Annotated in this window: 15 protein-coding genes; 6 read left to right on the top strand and 9 right to left on the bottom strand. The window is 58.0% G+C overall.

The annotated features are described in order from the left end of the window. Positions 1-51: 51 nt before the first annotated feature. Complete coding sequence (locus YBN1229_RS13435) at positions 52-1,047, bottom strand: 30S ribosomal protein S2 (protein ID WP_046480526.1); 996 nt, start codon at positions 1,045-1,047, stop codon at positions 52-54. Positions 1,048-1,314: 267 nt separating this feature from the next. Then, positions 1,315-4,896: a DNA polymerase III subunit alpha gene (gene dnaE / locus YBN1229_RS13430; RefSeq protein ID WP_046478782.1), complete on the bottom strand. Its 3,582-nt coding sequence runs from the start codon at positions 4,894-4,896 to the stop codon at positions 1,315-1,317. A 376-nt stretch (positions 4,897-5,272) separates the two neighbouring features. On the opposite strand from dnaE, the gene YBN1229_RS13425 reads away from it, so the two are divergent. The 3 genes from YBN1229_RS13425 to YBN1229_RS13420 all read left to right on the top strand — a co-directional run bounded on the left by YBN1229_RS13425 (position 5,273) and on the right by YBN1229_RS13420 (position 7,039). After that, the gene (locus YBN1229_RS13425) at positions 5,273-5,800 is read left to right on the top strand and encodes a beta-lactamase hydrolase domain-containing protein (RefSeq protein WP_082101138.1); all 528 of its coding nucleotides are present in this window, start codon (positions 5,273-5,275) and stop codon (positions 5,798-5,800) included. Between the two features lies 1 nt (position 5,801). Beyond that, positions 5,802-5,942 carry a hypothetical protein gene (locus YBN1229_RS18915; RefSeq protein ID WP_160298713.1) on the top strand — a complete coding sequence of 47 codons (141 nt, stop codon included), beginning with the start codon at positions 5,802-5,804 and terminating at the stop codon, positions 5,940-5,942. 137 nt (positions 5,943-6,079) lie between these two features. Next, complete coding sequence (locus tag YBN1229_RS13420) at positions 6,080-7,039, top strand: tetratricopeptide repeat protein (protein WP_046478784.1); 960 nt, start codon at positions 6,080-6,082, stop codon at positions 7,037-7,039. 149 nt (positions 7,040-7,188) lie between these two features. Here the strand turns inward: YBN1229_RS13420 and YBN1229_RS13415 are convergent, their stop codons facing one another. The 5 genes from YBN1229_RS13415 to YBN1229_RS13395 all read right to left on the bottom strand — a co-directional run bounded on the left by YBN1229_RS13415 (position 7,189) and on the right by YBN1229_RS13395 (position 13,973). Beyond that, on the bottom strand, positions 7,189-7,644 hold the full coding sequence (locus YBN1229_RS13415; RefSeq protein ID WP_046478787.1) for a globin family protein: 456 nt from the start codon (positions 7,642-7,644) through the stop codon (positions 7,189-7,191). Positions 7,645-7,728: 84 nt separating this feature from the next. Beyond that, the gene (locus YBN1229_RS13410; protein WP_046478791.1) at positions 7,729-8,310 is read right to left on the bottom strand and encodes a Tll0287-like domain-containing protein; all 582 of its coding nucleotides are present in this window, start codon (positions 8,308-8,310) and stop codon (positions 7,729-7,731) included. Between the two features lie 63 nt (positions 8,311-8,373). Next, positions 8,374-9,801: a cytochrome c3 family protein gene (locus tag YBN1229_RS13405; protein ID WP_046478794.1), complete on the bottom strand. Its 1,428-nt coding sequence runs from the start codon at positions 9,799-9,801 to the stop codon at positions 8,374-8,376. A gap of 10 nt (positions 9,802-9,811) precedes the next feature. Next, complete coding sequence (locus YBN1229_RS13400; protein WP_052743935.1) at positions 9,812-11,827, bottom strand: FAD-dependent oxidoreductase; 2,016 nt, start codon at positions 11,825-11,827, stop codon at positions 9,812-9,814. 562 nt (positions 11,828-12,389) lie between these two features. Next, positions 12,390-13,973: a gamma-glutamyltransferase family protein gene (locus YBN1229_RS13395; protein WP_046478796.1), complete on the bottom strand. Its 1,584-nt coding sequence runs from the start codon at positions 13,971-13,973 to the stop codon at positions 12,390-12,392. Between the two features lie 244 nt (positions 13,974-14,217). Here YBN1229_RS13395 and YBN1229_RS13390 point away from each other — a divergent pair, with 244 nt between their 5' ends. Genes YBN1229_RS13390 through YBN1229_RS13380 form a run of 3 tightly spaced genes read left to right on the top strand, consistent with a single transcriptional unit; the run spans position 14,218 to position 17,191 of the window. Then, positions 14,218-15,306: a TRAP transporter substrate-binding protein gene (locus YBN1229_RS13390; RefSeq protein WP_046478798.1), complete on the top strand. Its 1,089-nt coding sequence runs from the start codon at positions 14,218-14,220 to the stop codon at positions 15,304-15,306. 21 nt (positions 15,307-15,327) lie between these two features. Further along, entirely contained in the window at positions 15,328-15,879 is a 552-nt protein-coding gene (locus tag YBN1229_RS13385) for a TRAP transporter small permease subunit (protein ID WP_046478800.1), read from the top strand. Further along, positions 15,869-17,191, top strand: coding sequence for a TRAP transporter large permease (locus tag YBN1229_RS13380; protein ID WP_046478803.1), 1,323 nt, complete (start codon positions 15,869-15,871; stop codon positions 17,189-17,191). Before YBN1229_RS13385 ends, YBN1229_RS13380 begins: the two co-directional genes overlap by 11 nt. A 73-nt stretch (positions 17,192-17,264) precedes the next feature. On the opposite strand, the gene YBN1229_RS13375 is transcribed toward YBN1229_RS13380, so the two are convergent. After that, entirely contained in the window at positions 17,265-17,978 is a 714-nt protein-coding gene (locus YBN1229_RS13375; protein ID WP_076605337.1) for an ABC transporter ATP-binding protein, read from the bottom strand. An 11-nt stretch (positions 17,979-17,989) separates the two neighbouring features. After that, positions 17,990-19,273, bottom strand: coding sequence for a lipoprotein-releasing ABC transporter permease subunit (locus tag YBN1229_RS13370; RefSeq protein ID WP_046478807.1), 1,284 nt, complete (start codon positions 19,271-19,273; stop codon positions 17,990-17,992). Positions 19,274-19,304: the final 31 nt, after the last annotated feature.

Genomic DNA, 19,304 nt, shown 5'->3' with positions numbered 1-19,304 from the left:
GCTGCTTAAAGACTTTGTGACGCCTGCCACCGCTTGGGCGACAATTGCCGTTTAAGCGGCCGACTGTGCAACGATCTTCTTGGCGGCGTCGATCCAACCCTCGGTTGCGATCTGCCCCTTGAGCTTCAGCAGACGGTCAAGCGCTTCAGCCTGCTCTGCGTCAAGATCTGCAATTTGCCAGTAATGGAAGACGCCGGCGTCGTTGAGGCGCTGTTCAAGCTTCGGGTTGATGCCGGTAATCGCCTTGAGATCGTCCGGTTCGCCGCGTGGAGCTTCGATGCCCTTGAACGTCACCACAGCTACTGGCAGATCTTCAGCTACCGGCGCCTCCGAAGCGCCGATATCCACGCCGGATGCGGTTTGGCTGCGTTCTAGACCATCCAGTGCCGCGCGTGAGACCAAGTCGCAGTAAAGAGTGATCGCTCGGCCTGCGTCGTCGTTGCCCGGGATTGGGAAGTCGATACCGTCAGGATCGCAGTTCGTATCAACGATCGCAATAATCGGGATACCCAACTTACGAGCTTCCTTGATCGCGATAGATTCCTTGTTCGTGTCGATAACGAACAGAAGGTCCGGCACACCACCCATATCCTTAATACCACCCAGCGACTGGTTGAGCTTGTCGCGCTCACGCTGGATGTTGAGGATTTCCTTCTTGGTGCGCCCTGAAGGCTCGGCGAGGATGTCATCAAGCTGACGCAGACGGCGGATTGACTGAGATACGGTCTTCCAGTTCGTCAGCGTACCACCTAGCCAACGGTGGTTCATGAAGTACTGCGCCGAACGCTGAGCAGAATCCGCAATTGCTTCCGAGGCCTGACGCTTTGTCGCGACAAAGAGTACGCGGCCGCCACCAGCAACGGTGTCGGAAATCTTAACCAACGCCTGATGCAGCAGCGGCACCGTTTGCGTCAGGTCGATAATGTGAATGTTATTGCGTGCGCCGTAGATAAAGGGCGCCATCTTGGGGTTCCAGCGGTGTGCCTGGTGACCGAAGTGAACGCCAGCTTCCAATAGCTGACGCATGTTGAAGGCGGGAAGCGCCATCTCGCAAATATCCTTGTTTTCCGGTTGGACCGCCGCGAACCTGGAGAAAGGCGCACCCCATACATATCTGGGGCCGACCTCACCGGAGCGACCGGACGGGGCTTTTAATCCGCCAAGCGCTGAAGGTTCGCGTGTGAAGTGCGACGGCTTATACGAGTCTTCGGCCGTGATTGCAAGAAGGGCGGGCAATTTCGGCTAGCACGCGTTCGTCACGGTCTCAGGGCGAGCCACGGGGCTCTAACTCACTTGTATCGGCGCCCATCCGGATCAGATTTCTACAATCTGCTCAATGCCACGTAAGGTTGCCAAGATTCCTGCCTGGGCTGGGGAAACGTCATATTTCCCCGGAAGAGCGAACTCTAGCTCACGGTCTTTGACGGGCAGCACAAAACGCACCTGTCCGCCGCGCGCGCCGGGCGCGGGTGGCTTGAGGTAACTTTTCAACTCGTCGAAAGTTGCATCGGCGTTTTTGATGTGGGCTGGGCTGAAGCGCAGTAACAGTCCACGATCTATGGCCGCCGTGGCCGCATCCAGGCTTTCGAGACGCTGGACGCGCATTTTGACCGTGTCGCCATCGCGTTCGGCTTCGACGGTCACGAGAACGGGCGTGCCCGCCTGGAGCAGATCGCGTCCGGCAGCCAGGGTATCGGAGAAGATGACAGCCTCGAACTGACCGCTGGCATCCGAGAACATTGCAAAGGCAAACTTATTTCCCTTCGCCGAGCGCCGTTCGCGCGCCGATACTACGATGGCCGCAAGTCGAGCCGAGGTTGCCCCCTTCGCCGTTGCGAGCTCGAACTCCGCATAGCGGCGGACGCCGAGCTTTTCGAGAACCATGGCGTACTGGTCCAAGGGGTGACCAGACAGATAGAACCCGACACTGGCAAACTCGTTTTCCAAACGCTCTAAAGGCGTCCAGCCTTTGGCGGGGCGCAATGCCAATGTGGGCTCGGTTTCGCCCAATCCGAACAAGTCGTTTGTGCCCGCTGCTGCATCGGCATCGCGCCGCTGTGCCGCTGCGAGGATAAGGTCGGCATTTGCACACACGATCGCGCGATCGGGTTCGAGCGCGTCGAGCCCGCCCGACTGTGCCAACATTTCGATCGCGCGTTTGTTGACCGCCTTTGGATTCAGGCGGCTCGCAAAGTCGGCCAATGACTTATAGCGGCCGTTCTCCTCACGCGCCGCCACGATGGTTTCGACGGCGGCCGGACCTACGTTCTTCAACGCCGCGAGAGCATAGCGGATTGCTCCCCGTGCAGTCTGAGGCCCTGACGGTGCCTCCTCGGGTGAGGGTTCAGCGAGAAACTCAACCTCGGACGCATTCACACACGGTGGCTTGATCTCGATGCCGCTTCGTCGTGCTTCGGCGACAAACACAGCGAGCTTGTCGGTGTTGGCCATATCGAGCGTCATCGACGCCGCAAGAAACTCTTCGCGGTAGTTCGCTTTGAGGTAGGCCGTGTGATAGCTGACCAGCGCGTAGGCGGCGGCGTGAGATTTGTTGAAGCCGTACCCGGCGAATTTGTTGACCAGTTCAAAGATATAAGCTGCGTCGGCTTTCTTCACACCGCGCTCGACGGCCCCCTCAATGAACCGCGCCTCGTGGCGCGCCATCTCGGCTTTGTCTTTCTTACCCATGGCGCGCCGAAGCATGTCGGCTTGACCAAGCGTGTAGCCGCCCATCACCTGGGCAATCTGAATGACCTGCTCCTGGTAGATGATAACGCCGTAGGTTTCCGAAAGGATGCCCTCGAGCATCGAATGGAGACAATCAACGGGCTCTTCGCCATGTTTGCGATTGATGTAGGTGGGGATGTTGTCCATCGGGCCAGGCCGATAGAGAGCAACCATAGCGATAATATCTTCGAAGCGGTCGGGCTTGAGACGCTTCAAGCTCTCGCGCATGCCCGTGGATTCCAACTGGAACACACCGACCGTATCAGCCCGAGCTAGAAGCTCGTAGCTCTTGCGATCGTCGAGCGGCAGCGCTGAAAGATCAATCTTTATGCCTCGACAGCGTTCGACCATTTCAACGGCCTTCTGCAGCACTGTCAGCGTTTTGAGGCCGAGGAAGTCGAATTTCACGAGGCCCGCGGCCTCCACCATCTTCCAGTTGAACTGGGTGACGGGCATCTGCGATTTCGGATCGCGGTAGAGGGGGACGAGTTCGTTGAGCGGCCGGTCCCCGATCACCATACCAGCGGCGTGCGTCGACGCGTGACGGTAAAGCCCCTCAAGCTTCTGCGCTTTTTCTAGAAGCTGAGCGACGATGGGTTCGGCATCTCGCTCCTCCTGGAGACGTGGTTCGGTCTCGATCGCCTCCGCCAATGTGACTGGATTGGCCGGGTTGTTGGGAACGAGCTTGCAGAGCTTGTCGACCTGCCCATACGGCATCTGCAGCACGCGGCCGACGTCGCGTAGAACCGCGCGTGCTTGCAGCTTACCGTGCGTGATGATCTGGGCGACACGATCCGCCCCATACTTTTCCTGCACGTAGCGGATTGTTTCGTCACGCCGGTCCTGACAGAAGTCGATGTCAAAGTCCGGCATCGAGACGCGTTCGGGGTTCAGGAAGCGTTCGAACAGAAGGCCAAACCGCAACGGATCGAGGTCTGTAATTGTCAGCGCGTAAGCAACCAACGAGCCCGCGCCGGAGCCGCGCCCAGGACCCACCGGGATGCCCTGCGACTTACTCCATTTGATGAAGTCAGAAACGATGAGAAAGTAGCCGGGGAACTTCATCTTCGAGATAACGTCAACCTCGTAGGCAAGCCGCTTCTCGTAATCTTCCCGAGTAAAACCCGCCGCGAGAGGATGAGCCGCCAATCGCCGCTCCAGACCCTCTTCCGCCTGACGTTTAAGTTCGGCGGCCTCCTCTTCGAGCAGATCTTGCTCAGTCTTGCCTTCCAGGCTTGCAACGAACCGCGGCAAAATCGGCTTGCGGCCGAGCGGCCGGTAATGGCAGCGCTGTGCGATCTCAACGGTGTTCGCCAGGGCCTCAGGAAGGTCCGCGAATGTCTGAATCATCTCCTCGCGGGATTTGAAGTAATGCTCCCGCGTCAGGCGCCGCCGGTTGTCTTCAACGACGTAGGACCCTTCAGCGATGCAGATCAGGGCATCGTGGGCCTCATAGTCATCCGGCGTCGCGAAGTAGGCCTGGTTGGTGGCAACGATTGGAATTTCAAGATCATACGCCAGTTGCAGAAGTTGTGGCTCGTTTGTCTTTTCGACGCGGACACCGTGCCGCTGAATTTCAACGTACAGACGATCGCCGAAGGCCGCTCTCAGCTTTGTCAGCCGTTCATGGGCGAGTTGCTGTCGATCCTGCGCCAAGGCCGTATCGATCGGTCCGTCGGGGCCGCCTGTGAGGACGATAAGCCCTTCGGCCAGTTCGCAGAGAGCAGAAAACTTCACATGCGGTGGCTCTCCATCAGCCACATCCAAATGCGCCGCGCTGACCAACTTCATGAGGTTTGCGTAGCCGGTCTCGGAGGCCGCCATCAGTGCAAGGTAGCCATCTCGTGCAAAGCCGACGGGCCTTTCGGCGCGGCGCAGCTCATCCTTTTCCCCATCCTCAAAATCGACGCTCAGCGTTGCGCCGACGATGGGCTGAATGCCGGCTCCGGCTATCTTTTCTGAAAACTCTAGGGCGCCAAACAGATTATTCGTATCCGTAAGTCCCAAAGCCGGATAGCCATGCGTGGCGGCCAAGCCCGTGAGCTTTCCGATCGGCAAGGCGCCTTCCAGTAGCGAGTAAGCAGAATGCACCCGCAGATGCACAAAACCTGGCTGCGCCGTCGCAGCTACCGGTTTGGCGGTCACGGAGGATGGAGTTGGAGCGTTCATAACGGGCGAACTTATAGGATTCTATCCTCCGAAAGCGAGTAGGTCCCGTCGTCCTGTTAACAAGCTGGTGATGGCTGGCGTGGAGGATTTCCGTGGCTCGGAGAAAACACACGACCCGAAATAAACGGCACGTGTCCTTTCGAACACTAAACACTCAACAATGTCGCCATATCACACTCAGTTGAACGTTCGGCAATCCCTGGCAAAACGGCGCATTCCATCCCCCCGCGACGCAGGCGAATCGCTGACGAAATAAAAAACGAAGCTTTCCTCCAGCTATATTCTTCATTCGACTTTAAACTCAGGTTTTTTTTCGGGGAACATTTCGCCCAGTGCGGTCGTTGCTTTTTTGACAACACCACCGCAAGTCGGTGACATGCTGGGGAAATCGGCGCGTAGCGTCTCGATCACCGGCCATAATCTAGTAGCCTCGTGGAGACGAACTTGGGCGATGCAAAACTTAATTACGATAAACAAAGATTTTGCCGTCGCGAAATCTGAACCACACCCAGAGCAGCTGAAGGAATTCGCTGCTGATGGTTTTCGTTCGATCGTAAATCTGCAGCCCAAAGAAGAAAAACAAAAGATTCCCGAGGATGTCGAAAGGCGATTGGCTAAAGAAGCTGGGCTTACTTACCGCCACATCGCTGTTTCGAGGAATGAGCTGGATAGCCAGGTCGTGGAGAAATTTCGACAGGAAGTCGAAACGCTTCCCAAGCCCGTGGTAGTCCATTGCGCTTCCGGCAAGCGTGCAGGGGCGCTCACAATGATGCATGTCGGTGTGACGACAAATCAGTCGGGAGAGGAGACTCTCCAGCACGCCAAAGCAATAGGATTTGACTGTGACACGCCACAACTCGCAAACTTCATCCGGGACTACGTCGACCGCGCCCGCGACGCGTAAAATGGGTTCGCCTGCCCCTCTTGACGTAAGACATGCGGCTGGCTTGGTGCTGTACGGCTCCGTAGATGGAACCTCTGATGCGCTCAAGCAGTTCATTCGATTGGCGAAGAATGATCGCTCGCTTATCGAGAAGCTTCGCTAGATCGGCGTGCTTCGCAGATCTCGTTTCATAATGGAGTTCCCCGCGTAACATCCCACAGCATTTGGAGCCCGTAGAGTTTGGGGAAGCGGATAACGCGCTTTTGCGTTGTCCCCATCACCTCAAAGGGCCGCAATGCTATGCGTCGGGCAATCTCCGTTCTTGGAATTGGCATTCTTTCGCTTTGGGCTTCCGTCCCTAGTTTTGCCGGGATGCAGAATGATTTGAAGGACTGCGCTGCGGCAAACCGTACGCAGAGTGCGGGAGCATGCACACGCATCCTCGCCAGCGGCCGTCTTCCGAAAAAGCAGTACTACATCGCATACTTCAATCGCGGCTGGTCCCACCGCAACGCGGACGACAATGCGAAGGCGTTGGCTGATTTCAATCGTGCCGCGAAATACCATCCCGGCTACTCTCGGACATATGCGAGCCGCGCTCTCGTCCACAACGACCTGGGAAACCTCGAGGAGGCCGTTCGTGACCTCGACCGCGCGATCGCGCTGAACTCTGCGGATTGGTCCGCGTTTTTCAGCCGGGCCGTTATCCTCCGCAAACTCTCGCGTCGCGAAGATGCGCTCACCGATCTGGATAGATCCGCGCAACTCAAGAAGGACGAAGCCAAGGTCGGCATCTTGCGCGGGCTCGTTCTCGCGGAATTGGGCCGCTTCGATGCGGCGCACCGCCAAGTTCAAGACCTCGCGTCTACCAAAGCCAGCAAGGCGGAAGTTTCGTATGTGCGCGGCGTGCTGGATCTGCGCGAAGGAAATTTATCGAACGCATTGGCTCACTCCAACACTGCTATAGATCTGGAGCCGACATTTACCGCAGCATATGCCCTGAAGGGCGAGATCATGGAAGCACGCGGCGATAATGCGGCGGCCAAGATAGCGTACGAGCGAGCGCTCAGCGCGCCTCCTCGCCTCCTGGATGGCAAGCAGGCCAAGCTCACAGCGCAAGAGCGTGTTGCGAGTCTGACCGGCAGGCTGCCTTCCGGAACGACGGCGATGCAGAACAAACCTTCCGTTTCAGATGGTCCGTTAGGATGTCGCCGGTACATCCCCGGAGCGTCACTGACGATCGCTGTTGCTTGCGACTAGGTCCGGCAGCAACGCTGCTTCCTTCTCAGAGACAATTTTCGAATATCAGTCGGGCGGTAGACCCATTAGATCCACCGCCCGGCTGCCCCCGATCGCGTCACCCTGCATGATACTAAGACGCGCCTTGGCTCACGCCGAATAGTGCGACGCTAGCCAAACATTTTTGCGAAGAACCCTTTCTTTTTAGGAGGGGCGGCCGCAGCTTCGGCGGCTTTGGTCATTACGCCTTCGAGAGTTGTATACGTAACGAGCCAGGCTTCTTTCGTCTCTGGCGTAAAGTCATCACCCAACCCCTTCTCCAGAGTGTAGATGAGCGCGGCACCCACAGGCTTATAGTGCTCGGCCGTTACGCCATATCCGACGTGACGACGTCCGAGATCTTCCACGGCCGGCAAAATCTTCTCGATCTGGTGAAGATTGGTGACCGCAGTTGCCAGCATGCTCATCAACTTATCCTTCTGACCTGAAAGGTCTTCGGGAAAGAGAGGACGAACTTCAGGCGCGATCTCGAACAGGCGCGTGTAGAAAATATCCGCCGCCTGTGGTGCGATCGGCACGACTTTCTTGAAACTCTCCTGGACGAGTTTGACTTGCTCCGGTGTCATCATTTATCTCCGACGTTGTCCAATGGCCGACCGCCGCGCGCTTGTTGCCCAGCGCACTGAGCACACGCTTGGTTACGTTGTTCCTTACTCGGTCATCGGAATGCGGATCACGACGCCGCCCAACACGTCTCCCAACTTGAAATCCGTGCGCGGACTGTCTTTGTGACCGTTGTGGCAAGATGCACAAACCGGCGCCACGGCAACGTCTGCATAGACGGCGGTGAAGTACTTCTTGCCGCCGAGCTCTTCGACCGCGGTGTACTTCTCGTCCTTGTTTTTAGATACGAATTCCAAGCCAGCCTTTTCAGCGTCTGTGCGCGGAGCGTTTTGCTTGTTGATCGGCCACAGCGACAAGAGCGAGTAGGAGAACTTGTCAGTCTTGTCGGCGACCATCTCAGCACCGAATCGGAACATCTGCGCCGGCAAAGGGAGCGCCTTGTTGTCTTCGAAGTGCTCACTTGCCGTGATGACCTTGTCTTTAGTGGTCAGACGCCCAACGACCTGTTTGGTGTATACGGTGCGGTCGGCGACCATGACTGCGATCAGCATGTCGGCGACGTCTTCATATGCGACCCCTTTGGCGTTGACTGCCGCCGCCGCACCCGCGCACAGCACAACAGCACCCGACAGGACCGCTACAACAGCCGACTTCGAAAATTTGACCATTATCTTCTCTCCTTTTCTCGACCTGTGAGACTTCGAAAACTCCGACGCTTGTTTTGACGGCCATTATTGACTGGCCTTGGCTTTCTCCCGTTCCTCAACACGCTTCTTCACCCAGTCGATGCTTTCGACCTTCACGGCGGGCTGTCCCGAAAAATTGCGTTTGATGAGGTTTTGATCGGCGAGGGCATCGATCGAAAAACCGAGTCCATGACACTCCATGCAGACGGAGCGGATCATCTTTTCGTTGGGTCTCAGATTGTCGTTCTGATTGTGGTTTGCGACGATGCGTTCACTGTATGTCGCAGGATCTTCGACCCATTGCCGTGGCATATGGCAGGTCGCGCAACTGACGCCCGTTCCCTTCGGTTTGACGCCTGCGATTTCGTCTTGCCAGAGCTTGTAATGAGCCGATCGCTCATAGGCCTTCGTGTGCTCGTCAGCGTGACAGGACGTGCAGCTCTCGACCTGGGCTTTCACCGCAGCGAAGGTGTGGGCGCTATGGCAGCTTGTGCAGGTAAGTTGTTCCGCGTGGGCTTTGCTCGACATCGGCAAACGCGCCATTGAAACCTGCATGGGCGTCAGTGGCTTGTCGCGGAAGATGCCGAAGAGGCCTGCAACTTCGCTTTTCATTCCTTTTGCCAAACGCATGCCGTGCTTGCCTTGGGTGAAGGACGAGGCTTCGGGCGCATGGCATGTCGTGCAGACGGCGGTACTGGGCTTGTCGGTCCAGGCGTCAGCTATTTCGGCTGCGTCCTTTTTGTCGGGTGCGTGACAGCCCGCACAATTCACACCGGCTTGTGCGTGGGTGGTGGCCAACCAATCATTGTTGATCTTTTGGTCGCTCAGCTTGTCTGCTGGTGCATTGGCCACGCCGATAGTGATCAACGGTTCGCGCGGTTCAAGCGGCTCATTCTTTTCCGCGCGCAGCTTGAAGATTGCCAGCTCTTTCACATCCTGCTGCCCGGCGTGCTTTTCCAAGAAATCTTCATAGAGAGCGCGGTTGTCATGGTAGTTGTGGCACCCCGCGGACGCACAAGTATCAAAGCCAATATTCAAGTGGCTCGGACGATCCTTGCCGACTTTCTCGTGGCACAGTTCGCAATAGTCGCCAGGCTGCGTGACGCCCATCGGCCCCGTGATGTCCGGCTTGTGCTCTCGATGGCAGGTTACGCATTGCGTCGCGTTGAGCTTGGCCAATCGGTCGGCATTACGAGGATCGCGAAACTTCTTGAGCGGGTGTGAATCCTTGGCGGCGGCAAGCTCGGCCTTGTGGCAGCTGAGACAGGCTTCCTGCAGCACCTCTCCTCCACCAAACGGTGAAGTATGGCAGGCTTCGCAGGCCAGTTCGATCTGGTGATGACCACTCGTAGTCTTCCCAATTAGAAGGCTGGCGCGCAGAGGTCCTCCGTAGATCATCGCAGCCAGCAAGATGCCGCCGCCGACGAGCGTTGAGACTACCCACAAGATCCATAATTTTGCGGTGCGGCTCACGGGTGCGACCTCAATAAAAATAGACGCTGAGGATGTGCAGCGAGAGCAGCGTCGGCAGAGGCCAAAAGGCCAAGAGGTGCAACCAGAACGATGCATCCTTTAGTGTCGCCGCAGTCCGTGCATTACCGAACAACCGGTGTTCCAAAGCCGTTGCTATCCCTGCCGCCGCGCCTGCTAGCGCGAGGGTTAGAAAGCTCGCCATCAGCCAAAGATTGAGATTGTCTCCCAGACGAAATCCGGTGTGCGCGGCGAGGACCGCCAGCGCGGTAACGCCTATGAGGATGTGGAACACGCGCCAGCCCGCGTAACCTCCGAGCTTGCGCAGGATGGGGACACGCTTACGCACCGATAAAACGACGGCGAGTACGGACAACGCCAGCAAGACGTAGCCGCTGATCTGTTTCGTGATACCGTCAAGAAAGAGGAGTTCGGGTAAGCCGCGTCCCGTGATCGTGGTCGCTGTCGACCAGATCGGCAGAACCAATATCAGCGCCGCGAGGATCGCTGCTATGCCAGATGTCACCGCGATTGCCGTTGCCGCGCCGGCAGGTTCGCGTTTCGGCGGCGCTCCCAACAATTCGCCGATGTGTATTTTACAGCTTCCGCACACGGTCGACGCGCCGGTGTCGCGCTTGATGTCGTCGAGTGATCCCGCACCAAGCGCAATCGCATCACCAATCTGGCCGCGTGTTACGCCTGTGCAATTGCAAACGGTCGCGGCGCGCGGCCAATCACGCACTGATTGAGGTTCGCGTTCCGGCCAGACGATGCCATTCGCTTTGAAGCGGAACCGCTGCCAGGGCAGCAGAAGCATCTGCTTCCTGATTGCTTCCTGCAGCCGATTGATTTCAGACCAATCGCCGATCGCGACCGCACCGACAAGGCGGCCACGCTTCAAGACCAGGCGGCGATAAATTTTGCCGTCGGCGTCGGCATAGGTCAGGCTGTCGAGTTCTGGGCGCTGATCAAGTTGTTCGGTATCGCCCATGCTGAAGACATCGGTGCCGATGACTTTCAGCTTCGTCACGGGCATCGAACCGTCGTATGTCGAAGCCTGACCTGATATGTGGCGGGCGGCGATCGCCGCTTGGTCCAGGCCGGGTCCCACCAGACCATAGACGTGTCCGTTGAACTCCGCGCATTCGCCAGCGGCATAGATGTCAGGATCGCTCGTTTGAAGTGTGGGGCCGACCTTGATGCCGCGTCCTACGGCCAAGCCGACATCGCGGGCGAGTTCCATGTTCGGGCGGATGCCGGTGCAGATTATGATTGTATCGCAGTCCAGCACTTCGCCGGATACCAGCTCCAACCCGGTTACGCGATCTTCTCCAACGATGCGGCTGACCGTGCTTCCCGTGCGCACGCCGATGCCCATTGCTTCGACGTCACGTGCCAAGAGTTCACCGGCGCACGCATCGAGTTGGCGCGCCATGAGGTAGCTTTCGTGTTCAACAACAACCGTGTCGACGTCCCGGTCCGCCATACCGCGCGCGGCTTCCAGGCCCAGAAGTCCACCCCCGATGACGATGGCTCGTCTGGCGCGAAACGAGCGCGCGACAAGCTTTTCGACATCATCGAAATTGCGGAACGTGTAGACGCCATTTTTGTCCGCTCCCGGAATGGGGGGAACGTGGGCGCGTGAACCGGTGCAGATGATCAACTTGCCATAGGGCCAGATGCTGCCTTGGCCGGTCGTGACGACCTTATTGGTGCGGTCTATGTCGACGACGCTATGACCGGAATATACGGCGACCGTTCCTGGCCCGGAAAACTCCAAGCTTTGCGTGACTTGTCCAAGCTGGACTTCTCCGGACAACAAAGGTGTGAGCTTCACGCGGTTATAAGGACGCCAGCGTTCGGCGTTGAATACGATGACGTTCTTGCCGGCACGTGACAGTTCCTGAGCGGCGCGAATGCCCGCCGGACCACCGCCGATAACGACGATGGGGTCCTGTGCGATGCGGCGCTTTCCGTCGACGAGGGTCGATGCGTCTTTCAGTGTTTCGGCGCGGGCCGTGACGTTCATGACCGCAACTCCCAGGTACGCCTGGAGGCGGTTCTCGTCACGCTGAGGATCGTGGCTCTGTTAGAGTCGTTCAATCGTGCCCCCGCGAATTTTTGGTGCGGCGCGCCCGATGTCAGTTGCTGCCCGAACGCGCCGCTTCTATCCCGAAGGCCACTAAGGCCCCCGATGCGGCGGAGCTCCTTGCCGAGCGGCTCCAACCGCGGGTGCAGTGCGAATGACGGTCGTAGAGTTCGCACATGCGATCTGCTTAAGAACAAGATCTGTGCCAATCTGCTGCAACGCAGCATTGGCGGGCTTTCGCGAGATAAAAGCGGTATCAATCAGTGTGGAATTGACTGCCGAATTGGCAGTGTTGCCATGTAAATGTTCACGCCATCTCTAATGGGCGCGAAAATCTCGCGGCGCGGCGAAAGAAGCCCATTTCCATTGGGCCAACGCAGTCGTTTCGGGCACTTGAACGCTCTGCAAACGGGAATAAAAATAATAATCGCAGCAATAAATGCGAGGCGACGTGCGTGATATTCCACCACGCCGCCTCGGTCATTTTCTGAGGTCGGCGACTTTAAAGGGATGCCGTTGCGCCGTCAGCGCGTGGATCCGTGGCACCTGAAATGACGCCGTCCGGTCCGATCGAAACCATGCCGGCATGCCCCATCATGTCGTCGTAAGCCTCAACGACTTCGACGTCATGACCAACCTTCCGCAGCGCATCGATCAGTTCCGGCGCGAACCGGCTTTCGACTTTCAAGTTTGTAGAGTCTTCTCCCCACGTCCGGCCGAGTAGCCATCTCGGTGCGGAAACGGCAGCCTGCATATCCTGTCCGAAGAGAACGTGGCGGGTGAAGATCGCGGCCTGTGTTTGCGGCTGCCCCTCGCCTCCCATCGTGCCGTAAGCGACCGTGCGCCCATCATTTAGCCGCGCGAGAGAGGGGTTCAGCGTATGGAACGGCAAGCGGCCGGGTTCCAATTCGTTTGGACCTGGGTGAAGCGTGAAGCTCGCTCCCCGGTTCTGCCATACGACTCCAGTGTCAGGGACGACCAGTCCAGAACCAAATTCCCAGTAGATGCTCTGGATATAGCTGACAACGTTGCCGTGTCTGTCGGCCGCGCCCATCCAAATCGTATCGCCCGGCTTTGCCGTGTGAGGCCACGGCGCTGCACTTGCGGTGTCGACCGCGGCCGCTTCGCGATCGAGTGTCGCCTGCTCAAGCCAAGTTTTCCAGATATCGCCCATGCGATCTGGATCGCCCAAGTGAGCGTTGCGATGGATGAAGGCCCGCTTTGTCGCCTCAACGAGACCATGGATGTGATCGAACCCGTCGCGCTCTTTGACGCCGAGACGCTCAAACACACCTAGGATCATCAATGCCGACGCGCCCTGGGTCGGGGGCGGCATGTTGTAGACATCGCCAACGGCGAGACGGACGGTGGCAGGTGTCACGCGCTTTGCGCGGAATGCTTCGAGATCATTTAAACTCAGAGGGCTGCCCGTCGCCTCCAATCCGGCTCCTAGCTTGCGCGCGAGATCGCCGCGATAGAAATCATCAAGCCCCGCATCCACGAGCTGTTGCAGCGTGCTTGCGAGTGCCGGTTGCTTCAGGACTTGCGCGAGCTTCAGCGGTCCATCGGAGGCGAACGTTGCCGTGAAGCCCGGCACGTCTTTCAGTTCGCTCCACTTGGCTTGCGTTAGGTGGACCTGTGATGCCGTGACAGGAACGCCATCGCGCGCATGCCGGACGGCGTCTTCAAGCAACCGTGCAATCGGCACGCGCCCTCCCGCCTCAGCCGCCAGACTGTGCGCTTCCGCCCATCCCGAGATGGCTCCGGCAACGGTCAGCGCCGCACGCGGTCCTCGCGTCGGTATCGCGGAATCACCGTGCTCTTCGTAGAAGGCCTTCGTCGCTCTCGCCGCGGCTGGTCCACATGCGCGTACGCCGACCGGCTCTTTGCCGGGGCGGGAAATCACCCAAAAGCCATCTCCGCCAATGCCATTCATGTGTGGATAGACGACCGCTACGGCTGCCGCCGAAGCGATCATTGCTTCAATGGCATTGCCACCTTCACGCAGGATAGTGGCGCCAGCCTCAGCTGCCAGATGGTGCGGTGCGGTGACCATCCCTCCGAGACATGTGCGTGTGCGAAGCATGTTTTCGTCCTTCTCTTTCTGTATATCCCGAGTTAGTCTTCCGTTGTCTGCACATAAATCAGGCACAGTTAGACCTGAACCAGACCGGGCAGGATACGTACTGATCAATCTCTAGGCTTTGTGACTTTCGATCGAGCAGCAAGATATTCTGCCGAATATAAAAATGGCGCGGATTCAATTGGTTATTCACTGGCATGGCAGTTGCTAGCATGTTTGGGTCCGCAACACGGGTAGGAGGATTGCTATGAAACGACGGGATTTTCTAAAGGCCGCCGGTGTGACGTCTGCAAGCACCGCTGCAGTCGTCGCCGCACCAGCGATCGCGAGGGCACAGAGCTCGTTCAGTTTTAAGATGACGAACGCGTACCCACCGGGAGCGCCTTTCTACACAGTAGGGCCGGGCAGTCCGACCGACTTCTGTAAGAAGGTCGAGACAATGTCAGGTGGCCGCCTCAAAATCCAGCACTTTGCAGCCGGTGAGTTGATCCCTGCTCTTGAAGGTTTCGATGCAGTCCAGGCCGGGACCGTCGAAATGAATGCCGCCAACGCCTACTTCTGGGCCGGCAAACTGTTCGCTGCTCAGTACTTTACGACCGTCCCATTCGGCCTGAACTTTTCAGGCGTGAATGCATGGCTCTATCACGGCGGCGGTCTCGAGCTCTGGCACGAATTGTACAAACCGCTCGGTCTTATCGCGTTCCCGATGGGGAACACGGGCTTGCAGATGACCGGCTGGTTCCGCAATCCGATCAAGTCGGTCGACGACTTCAAGGGCCTCAAGATGCGTATCCCGGGCCTTGCGGGGAAGGTCTACAAGGAGCTTGGCGTCGATGTGAAGCTGTTGCCGGGTGGCGAAATCTTCCCGGCTCTGGAGCGCGGCGTTATCGATGCTGCCGAGTTCGTCGGACCGTTTCAGGATCGCCGACTGGGACTGCAGAACGCAGCGAAGTACTACTACACGACGGGCTGGCATGAGCCTTCCAACGTTACGGAACTCCTTATCAGCCTCAAGGCTTGGGAGTCGCTGCCACCAGACCTCCAGCAAATCGTCAAGACGGCGGCTATGGCTTGCAACCTGGAAAGCTATGCCTGGTCTGAAGCCAACAACGCCGATGCGCTTGAGGATCTCGTCAAGAACCATGGTGTGAAGGCGGACGTTCTCCCGCCAGATGTCGTGACGAAGCTTCGTGAAATTACCTTCAAGGTCTTGGACGAAGAAGCCGCCAAGGATCCGCGTACGAAGAAAGTTCACGATGCATTCATGGCCTTCCGGGCGAAACATCGTTCCTGGTCAAACCTCAGCGAGAAGCCGTACCACGACTCTCTCGAATAGCTCCGGGGCGAAATTGCTCTCATGCGAACAACGCTCATGTCCGCCGTCGGCCGGATCGACAGTTTTGTCGGTCTGGCCGGCAGGGTGACCGCATGGCTAGTCCTTGGACTGGTTCTGTTGGTCGCCTTCAACGTGCTCCTGCGCTACGGCTTCGCGGTCGGCACTGTGGCTTCACAAGAACTCGAATGGCACATCATGGCGGTTACTGCTCTGATCGGTATGTCATACGGGATCAACAGAGGAGATGAAGTCCGCGTTGATATTCTCTACGCAGACTACGGCCCGAGGATGAAAGCTGCCGTCGATGTGCTGGCAGGTGTTCTGACGTTTTTCATCGCTCTCGTTTTCGCCTACCTCTCTCTGGCTTATGTGGCGCAGAGCTATTCCTTCCAGGAGGGATCTCCTGATCCGGGTGGGCTACCTTACCGCTACATTCTCAAGGCGTTTCTAACGGTCGGATTTGTATTGCTTGCGCTGCAAGCGATCGTGCAGACGGCCCGAGCCCTTGTTGCTTTCCTCGATGCCGGGAAGAGTGGCGCACAACAAGCGAGTGTTTCCCCAAATGGAAAATGACGTTTTGGCCATGTTGATGGTCGGTGGGTTCTTCCTGCTGCTCATCACAGGGATTCCAGTTGGGATCAGTCTTGCTGTTTCCGGATTGGTTTGCGGTTATCTCGGCTTCGGTCCGGGCCTCTTCAACCTCCTGCCGGCACGGGTCTACGGCGTCGTTACGAATTATACGCTGCTCGCTCTGCCGTTATTTATCTTCATGGGGGTGATGCTCGAAAAATCCCGGTTAGCGGAGGACTTGTTAGAGACGATAGGGCTCGCGATGGGCGGGCTGCGGGGGGGAATGGCGCTCGCCATCATTCTCGTGGGCGTGCTCATGGGGGCTTCGTCCGGCATCGTCGGTGCGACTGTTGTAACGGCCGGCCTGATCGCGTTGCGTCCGCTCATCAAGCGCGGCTACGATCACGGGGTTTCCTGCGGCGTCATTTGCGCATCCGGCACGCTCGGCCAGATCATCCCTCCTAGTCTCGTTCTCATTCTGCTTGCCGACATTATGGGGGAATCTGTCGGCACTTTGTTTGCCGCTGCTCTCTTTCCTGGGCTGCTGCTTTCCGGCCTCTTCGTGCTCTACGTTCTCGGGCTGGGACTACTGGCTCCCAAGACAGTCCCGGCCATTCCGCAAGACGAACGCCAGGCTCTCTCGAGAGGTGAGCTCGCGAAACGATTGGTGAAAGTCGTCCTGCCGCCGATTGGTCTCGTCATAGCGGTCCTTGGCTCGATTATCGGCGGGGTCGCCGCCCCAACGGAAGCAGCTTCGCTCGGTGCGTTTGGCAGCGCTTTGCTCGCGTTGGCATCCGGGCGGCTTTCCTGGAATGTGTTACGTCAAGTCTCTCGTGCGACGCTGTCGACGAGCGCCATGGTGTTCTTCATCCTGATTTGTTCACAGCCGTTCAGCCTGTCCTTCCGCGGGCTTGGGGGCGAGCACATGGTCCAGGAGATGTTTGCCTTCGTCCCGGGTGGTCTTGAAGGTCAGATCCTGTTCTTGATGCTGATCCTGTTCGTGCTCGGCTTCTTCCTTGAGTGGATCGAGATTTCTTACATCGCGCTGCCGATGTTCCTCCCGATCTTCGCATCTGCCGGCGTGGACATGACCTGGATCGCAATCCTGGTTGCGGTCAACCTGCAGACGTCGTTCCTGACCCCACCTTTCGGATGGGCACTCTTCTTCCTGAAAGGGGTCGCACCTCCAGAAATCACCACTGGGGACATCTATAGAGGCGTTGTGCCCTTCATCATGATTCAGTTGGTAGGGCTCAGCATGCTGTTCTTCTTTCCGGGCATTGCCACGTGGCTACCGAATGCCATTGGTTGGTAGCGCTCACCAAACGCAAACGGGCAGCGAAATTCGCTGCCCGTTTCGGTTTCATTCCCCTCGAACGCATTGACGGTCAGACGAGTTGACCCGGCGTCATTTCCACGAGATGGCCGTCGGCCAATCGCACAACACGATCCATACTCGCGGCCAATTGTAGATTGTGCGTCGCGATGAGCGCGGAAACGCCAGTGCGGCGGATCAGATCAATCAGCGATTCAAATACATGATCGGACGTTTTCGGATCGAGGTTGCCAGTCGGCTCATCAGCAAGAAGCAGGCGCGGCGCATTGGCGAGCGCACGGCAGATGGCTGTGCGTTGCTGTTCGCCACCCGACAATTCCGCCGGCCTATGATGCAGACGTTCCGCGAGCCCCATGTTGCTTAGCAATTCACTGGCGCGGTGATTGGCTTGCCGCCGTGACGTGCCCAGGATCAATTGCGGAATAACGACGTTTTCGACCGCGGAGAACTCTGGCAGAAGTTGGTGGAACTGGTACACGAACCCCATCTCATGCCGGCGCACGCGCGTCCGTTCACGATCCGAAAGCTTCGAACAGTCGCGCCCTCCAATAAGGACGTGACCTGAATCCGGTGTCTCCAACAGGCCGGCGACATGTAGCAGCGTCGATTTACCCGCGCCGGACGGACCGACGAGAGCGACGGCTTGGCCGGGGTAGATTTCGATACTCGCACCGTCGAGCACGCGGATCTCACGGTTGCCCTGACGATAGTGGCGCCGCAGATCTGCGAGTTGAAGAACGGGGTGGATGCGGGGTGCCTCAGTCACGGTAGGTTGCCTCACTCGTAACGAAGGGCTTCGACGGGATCGAGCGTAGAGGCTCGCCATGATGGATACAGCGTCGCGAGGATCGACAACGCCAACGCCATTAGCACGATGTAGATTGTCTCATGAACATCGATGCTGGCGGGCAAACGTGTCAGGTAATAGACGCTCGGATCAAAGATCTGCGTGTTCGTGATCCAAGCCACGAACTGACGGACCTCCTCGATGTTCGCGCAGAACACAATGCCAAGAATCAATCCTGCGAAGGTTCCCACGATACCAATCGAAGCGCCGGTGATCAGGAACACGCGCATCATTGCGCCTCGGCTGGCCCCCATCGTTCGCAAGATTGCGATATCTCGTCCCTTGTCTTTGACCAGCATCATCATGCCGGAAATGATGTTGAGCGCCGCGACAAGGATGATCAGCGACAAGATGATGAACATGACATTGCGTTCGACTTCGAGCACGGTGAAGAAGGACGCATTGCGCTGCCGCCAGTCTGTGACCTGCACTCCCTCTCCGGCCGCCGCTCGTATGGCATTCGCGTATTCGCCAACCCGTTCGGGATTATCGACAACAACTTCGAGAACGTCGGCAGCGCCGTTTCGCGAGAAGTACTTCTGCGCCTCGTCGAGCGGCATGAAGATCATCGTGCGGTCGTATTCGGACATGCCCATCTCGAACACGGCCTGGATCTTGTAGGCCTTGGTGCGCGGCGCAGTCCCGAACGGGGTGGTGGCGCCACGCGGGGATACGAGAGTTATAGAGTCGCCAAGCATCACGCCCAGCGCGTTTGCTAAGCGCGTGCCTATGGCGATGCCGCGGGCTTGGTCAAAGCCATCAAGCGTTCCGAATTGGATGTTGTCGGAAATGAGCTTAAGGGCTTTGACGCCATCTTCGGTTATGCCGCGGACCAAGCCGCCGGTTGCTTGCGCCGGCGAGGAGACCATGACCTGGCCTTCAACCAGGGGAAGCGCATGGTGTACGCCGGGCACCCTTTCGATCCGCGCTGCCACATCATTGTAGTCGGTGAACGGTTCATTGGTTTTCAGCACGACGATGTGACCGTTTAACCCGAGGATTTTTGAGAAAAGATCCTCGCGGAAGCCGTTCATGACCGCCATCACGATGATGAGCGTGGCGACGCCGAGCATAATGCCGATAAAGGAGAAACCCGCGATAACGGAGATAAAGCCTTCTTTACGGCGGGCCCGCAGATAACGCCAAGCCAACATCCATTCGAAGGGCGCAAACGGAGCCGTGTCAGGTATCGACGTCTGCTTCACGTTTGCCATCCGCTTTCCTCTGGTTGCTACCGTCCGTCCG

The sequence above is a fragment of the Candidatus Filomicrobium marinum genome (assembly GCF_000981545.1).
GTDB lineage: Bacteria > Pseudomonadota > Alphaproteobacteria > Rhizobiales > Hyphomicrobiaceae > Filomicrobium > Filomicrobium insigne.
Note: the sequence above shows the minus strand (reverse complement) of the source record. Positions and strands in the feature narration are given on the sequence as shown.